Annotated in this window: 7 protein-coding genes; 2 read left to right on the top strand and 5 right to left on the bottom strand. The window is 76.7% G+C overall.

The window, feature by feature from the left end:
- Positions 1-541: 541 nt before the first annotated feature.
- Positions 542-934, bottom strand: coding sequence for a MerR family transcriptional regulator (locus tag GTR00_RS13990; RefSeq protein WP_166612222.1), 393 nt, complete (start codon positions 932-934; stop codon positions 542-544).
- Between the two features lie 67 nt (positions 935-1,001).
- Here GTR00_RS13990 and GTR00_RS13985 point away from each other — a divergent pair, with 67 nt between their 5' ends.
- Positions 1,002-1,691 (top strand): SDR family oxidoreductase, encoded by a 690-nt coding sequence (locus GTR00_RS13985; RefSeq protein WP_166612221.1) that lies wholly within the window; start codon positions 1,002-1,004, stop codon positions 1,689-1,691.
- Positions 1,692-1,754: 63 nt separating this feature from the next.
- Here GTR00_RS13985 and GTR00_RS13980 read toward each other — a convergent pair whose 3' ends face one another.
- Positions 1,755-2,024: a hypothetical protein gene (locus GTR00_RS13980; RefSeq protein WP_166612220.1), complete on the bottom strand. Its 270-nt coding sequence runs from the start codon at positions 2,022-2,024 to the stop codon at positions 1,755-1,757.
- A gap of 173 nt (positions 2,025-2,197) precedes the next feature.
- On the bottom strand, positions 2,198-2,650 hold the full coding sequence (locus GTR00_RS13975; RefSeq protein ID WP_205705791.1) for a MarR family winged helix-turn-helix transcriptional regulator: 453 nt from the start codon (positions 2,648-2,650) through the stop codon (positions 2,198-2,200).
- A 200-nt stretch (positions 2,651-2,850) separates the two neighbouring features.
- On the opposite strand from GTR00_RS13975, the gene GTR00_RS13970 reads away from it, so the two are divergent.
- A complete protein-coding gene (locus GTR00_RS13970; protein WP_166612218.1) occupies positions 2,851-3,105 on the top strand; it encodes a hypothetical protein in 255 nt (84 codons plus the stop codon).
- Positions 3,106-3,135: 30 nt separating this feature from the next.
- Here the strand turns inward: GTR00_RS13970 and GTR00_RS13965 are convergent, their stop codons facing one another.
- Together GTR00_RS13965 and GTR00_RS13960 are read right to left on the bottom strand one after the other, a co-directional pair.
- The gene (locus GTR00_RS13965; RefSeq protein ID WP_166612217.1) at positions 3,136-3,627 is read right to left on the bottom strand and encodes a GNAT family N-acetyltransferase; all 492 of its coding nucleotides are present in this window, start codon (positions 3,625-3,627) and stop codon (positions 3,136-3,138) included.
- Positions 3,628-4,109: 482 nt separating this feature from the next.
- Positions 4,110-5,244: MFS transporter (locus GTR00_RS13960; RefSeq protein WP_166612216.1), on the bottom strand; the 1,135-nt coding region annotated here is incomplete at its 5' end.

The raw sequence follows: 5,244 nt of genomic DNA, 5'->3' as shown, positions 1-5,244 counted from the left end.
GCGACTGACTGCGCCCCCCCGAGGGCGCCGTCGTGCGGGTCGGCCGCACGTGGCGCCCTCGGGGGGGCGCAGTCAGTCGCGCCGCGACGCGCCGCCGTGGCCGCCGTGAGCGACCCGGAACCCCACCGGGTGCGCGTGGGCCGGTACTGCCCCCCTGCGGCCGGGCGGGCGAGGAGGCGCCCCACGGCCGGCGTGCGCTGCTGCCGCAGGGGGCGGGGCGAGCGGCCCCGCCCGTCCAGCCCTGCGCCTCCCACGCCGGTGACGTCGTCCTCGTCGCCGCGTCGACCGCCGGGCGCGTGGGGGTGGACGTCGAACGGGTCTGCGCGACCGGTTTCGAGGGTCTCGACGACCCGGTGCTGACGCCCCGGGAGCGTCGGCACCTGGCCGGGCTGCCCGCCGGTCACGTCGGGGCCGTGGCCGTGCTGGGCGCACCTCCGCCGGGACGCCCGCCGGTGCGGTGGGTGCACGAGGTTCCCGGGGTGCGCGGGGCGGAGGTGACCCGCGCGCAGCGCGGCGGTGCGCACGGCCACCGCCGGGTCCTTCAGGACGCGGTCGCGCGGCCGGCCGGGTCCGCGTGGCACCCCCGACCCGCGCGGTACGCCTCGCCCACCCGGATGACCTCGTCGAGCTTGTCGCGCGTCGCGGTCAGCTCCTCCAGCTGGGCCTGCACGCGCGCGCGCTCGGCCAGCAGCCGCTCGTGCATCTCGTCGGTGAGGACGCCGTGCTCGACGCACGGCAGGATCTGCAGGACCGCCCTGCTGCCCAGGCCCGCGGCGTAGAGGTTCTGGATGAACCTCACCCGGTCCACCGCGGAGGGCGGGTAGTGGCGCTGCCCGCTGGGGCTGCGCTCGGCGACCAGCAGGCCCTGCTCCTCGTAGTAGCGCAGCGCGCGCACGCTGACGCCCGCCAGCTGCGCGACCTGTCCGATGCGCACCCGTCCCCCCGGTGGCTCGACGCCAGACTTGCCTCTGACGTCAACGTGAGGTCTTAGCGTACGGCGCATGACCACCGCACTCGTCACCGGGGCCAACCGCGGCCTCGGGCACCACTTCGCCGCCGAACTGCTCGCACGGGGGGCGACCGTCTACGCCGCCGCCCGCGAGCCCGGGACGATCGACCTGCCCGGCGCCCGGCCGATCGCCCTGGACATCACCGACCCCGACGCCGTCGCCGCGGCCGCCGCCCTGGCCACCGACGTCGACCTGCTCGTGAACAACGCCGGCATCTCCACCGGCGCGGAACTGCTCGGCGACCTGGACGGCGTGCGCGCCGAGATGGACGTCAACTTCTGGGGGACGCTGTCGATGGTGCGCGCCTTCGCGCCCGTGCTCGCCGCCAACGGCGGCGGGAAGGTCGTCAACGTCGCCTCCGCGCTGTCCTGGTTCTCCTACCCGGGCGCCGGCGCGTACGCGGTCTCCAAGGCCGCGAACTGGAACATGAGCAACGCGCTGCGCCTGGAGCTGGCCGGGCAGGGCACGCAGGTCACCTCCGTCCACCTGGGCCTGGCGGACACGGACATGGCCAGGGCGGCCCAGGGGCCGAAGACCGACCCGGCCGTGGTCGCCCGCAGGACCCTGGACGCCGTCGAGGCCGGCGACCTCGAGGTCGTCGTCGACGACTGGAGCGCGATGGTCAAGGCCTCGCTGGCCGAGGACCCCCGCACGTTCTACGAGCGGTTCCTCACGGCCTGAGCCACCCGCCCCGGCCGGCGGGTCACGGCTCGCCGGCCGGGGCGCGGGGGCACCGCTGCGGCGTCAGCTCGCCTCGCGCGCCCAGGCGTTGGCCCACTCGTCCACCGCGCCGCTGGCCAGGGCGTCGCGCAGGTCCAGCAGCGCGGTGAGCCGGTCCGTGCCCAGCCCGGCCAGCGCGACCACCGTGGCCGCCCTGGTCGCGTCGTCGTGCAGGTCGTCGCACGTGAGCCGGTGCAGGTCCGGCAGCTCGGCCGCGACGCGCGGGTGCGCGCGCCAGCGCTCGACGCGCTCCCACAGCTCGCGGGTGGCAGGGGTGGTCGGTGCGTGCCTCACGTGGGTGCCTCACTCGTCGTGCTCGTCGGCGTCGCGGGACGCACCCCCCTCCGGCAGCCGCTGGAGGGGGCGGGCCGGAACGGCTCGCCCCGCACCCCGTGCAACACCGCGCGGGGCCGTGCCGCGACCCACGGGGGGGTGTCGCGTGCATCACGTCCTGCCGCGCGGGGCGCTCAGCCCGCCCGCTCCTGCGGCTCGGGCGCGGCGCCGGCCGCGCCGGCCGCGCCGATGACCCGGGTGAGGCCGTCGCGCAGCGCCTCCAGCTCGGCCACGTCCACCCCCAGGCGCTGCACGACCTGACCGGGCACCCGCTCGGCCCGCGCGCGCAGGCGCCGCCCGGCCTGCGTCAGCGAGACCGCCAGGGTGCGCTGGTCCTCCGGCAGCCGCTCGCGCTGCACCAGCCCGGCGCCCTCCAGGCGCTTGAGCAGCGGGGAGAGGGTGGGCGCGTCCAGCGCCAGCGCCTGGCCGAGCTCGCGCACCGACATCGGCTCCGAGCCCCACAGCGCGAGCATCACCAGGTACTGCGGGTGCGTCAGGCCCAGGGGTTCGAGCACCGGGCGGTACACGCCCAGCACGCTGCGGGCAGCCACGACCAGGGCGAAGCAGACCTGCCGCTCCAGCGCCAGCGGGTCCTCGGCGCCGCCGGCAGTCGGTGCCGGTGCGCCGGTCGGGGTGGGGTCGGGCGCGCAGGTGGGTGCAGCACCGGGTGCAGCACCGGGTGTGGCACCGGTCACGGCGGGCCGCTTCGGGGTTGAGCGCACGCCCGCAGCGTACGATAATTAGTGCACGAAGTGTTGCTGAGCGAAGTACCGACTGGAGGACCTCCATGCCCTTCGACGACACCCGGGGCCTGCCCAAGAACCTGCAGCGGCCGCGCTCGAAGCACAAGTGGATCGACCTGATGCTCGACGCCGCGTTCTCCTTCACCGGCCCCGCGCAGGTCTCCGCCGAGGACGAGGGCCCCCAGCGCGTCGGGCGCACCGAGGAGGAGGCCCGCTCCGGGTACGGGCAGTGGGAGCGCATCACCGTCGGCGGTCACAGCTACCTCGTCGAGCGCAAGGCCCCCGGAGCGGACGCCTGAGCCGCACCCCGCGGACGCCCCGGCCGGTGGTCAGCCGCTCGAGGCCCCGGCGCCGGCAGGTCCGCCACCAGCGGGCTCCGGGGCGAAGGAGAACATCGTGACCGGCTGCGCCACCCCGCCCACGGCGCGGTAGAAGTCCAGGGCGTGCACGTCCTCGTCGTCGGCCAGCACGAAGACCTCGCCGATCGGGGCGACGGCGCCCGCCGCGGACGCCGCCCGCAGCAGGTGCCGCACCAGGGCGCGCCCCACGCCGCGGCGCTGCCAGTCGGCCCGCACCGCCAGGTCGTAGACGAACAGCTCGTCGACCTCCGCGCGCGTCATCGGCAGCACGTGCGCGGTCAGGCCCCCGACGGGCACCCCGTCCACCACTGCGGCCAGCGCCCAGAACTCCTCCCGGCGCAGCAGCCGCTGCAGGTGGGCACCGCTCAGCGGCTCACCGCCGACGCCGAAGACCTCCTGCACCAGCGCGAACGTCGCGCGCGCCAGCGGCACGTCGCTCGGACCCAGGCGCAGCGTGCGCACGCGCCCTCCCCCCGCCGGCTCGTCCGGTGCTCGCCCGCGGACGGCGCGGGACCCCGGCAGCGTCGCACCCGCGACCGCGGCCCGTCGACCCCCGGCCGCACGGAGCTGCGGCGCCACGCCTTCAGCAGCTGCTCCAGGAGATCCTCGGCCCGGCACAGGAACCCGACGCGCGAGGAGTCCGGGTGCCGCACCGTGAACGCGGTGCGCGGCCACCACCGCCCGCTCGGGAACCGCCCGCTCGGGAACCGCCCGCTCGGGAACCGCCCGCGGCGGCCCCGGCCGGTGCGGCGATCGCGGAGGCGATCCGGTCCACCGCCGCTTCCACGCCGGCAGGAGCTGCTCGCCGGCGGTCTCGGAGTCGTGGACGGAGGCGGTGCCGCCGCGCCGGGCGCCGCAGGGGTCCACGACCCCCACCTGCACCTGCGCGCGGAAGGCGTCGGCGTACCCGTGCCGTGCGAACGAGGCGGCCGAGGTGGGCCCGGTCAGCCGGTGCGCGGCACCAGGGCACCGCGGCGCCCCACGGCCCACACGAGCAGGGCGAAGGCGCTCAGGGCCACCCCGGCGGTGCTCACCGCGCTCCAGCCGCCGGTCGACCACAGCACGGCGGCGGCGGCCGAGCCGATCGCCCCGCCGGTGAAGTTGACCGTGACGTAGGCGGTGTTCAGCCTGCTGCGCTCCTCGTGCGAGACGGCGAACATCCGCGTCTGGTTCAGGATGCCCACCGCCTGCAGCGCGACGTCCAGCAGCAGCACCGCGACGAGCACGGCCACGAGGGAGCGCCCTCCCAGGCCGGCGACGACGAAGGAGATCAGGGCCAGCACCCACGCCGCGCCCGTGGCCGGCAGCGACCAGCCGCGGTCGTGCAGCCCCCCGGCGCGCTGGGCGGCCACGGCCCCGGCCAGGCCCACCAGCCCGACCAGGCCGATGACGGAGACCGGGTAGGCGAACGGCTCGGCGCTCAGCAGGAACGTCAGGGCCGTCCAGAACATCGTGAACGCGGCGAAACCCGTGGCGCCCAGCAGCAGCGTCCAGCGCACGACGCGCTCGCGGCGCACCACGGTGGCCACCGAGGCGATCAGCGCCGGGTAGCGCAGGCGCGTCTTGGGCGCCAGCGGCGGGATCGCCCGGCGCAGCACGACGGCGAGGACGAGGGCTGCCGCGGCGGCCAGCACGTAGACCGCGCGCCAGCCGGCGACGTCGGCGACCAGGCCGCTGACGGTCCGGGAGACGAGGATGCCGGTGAGGATGCCGGAGACGACGGTGCCGACCACCCGGCCGCGGGAGGCGTCGTCGGCGAGGTCCCCGGCCAGCGGCACGAGGACCTGCCCGGAGACGGTGCTCAACCCCAGGGCGGTGATCGCGACCAGCAGCAGCGGCAGGGACGGCGCCAGGGCGCACGCGGTGAGCGCGAGCGCGGAGCACACCAGCACCAGCGGCACCAGGCGACGCCGGTCCAGCACGTCGCCCAGCGGCACGATCAGCAGGATGCCGACGGCGTAGCCGACCTGCGTGGCGGTCACCAGCCAGCCAGCTGCGGCGGTGGAGACGCCCAGGTCGGCGGCGATGAAGCCCAGCAGCGGCTGGGCCCAGTACAGGTTGCCCACCGCCGCCGACCTG

This window comes from Kineococcus indalonis, from assembly GCF_009906395.1.
GTDB lineage: Bacteria > Actinomycetota > Actinomycetes > Actinomycetales > Kineococcaceae > Kineococcus > Kineococcus indalonis.
Note: the sequence above shows the minus strand (reverse complement) of the source record. Positions and strands in the feature narration are given on the sequence as shown.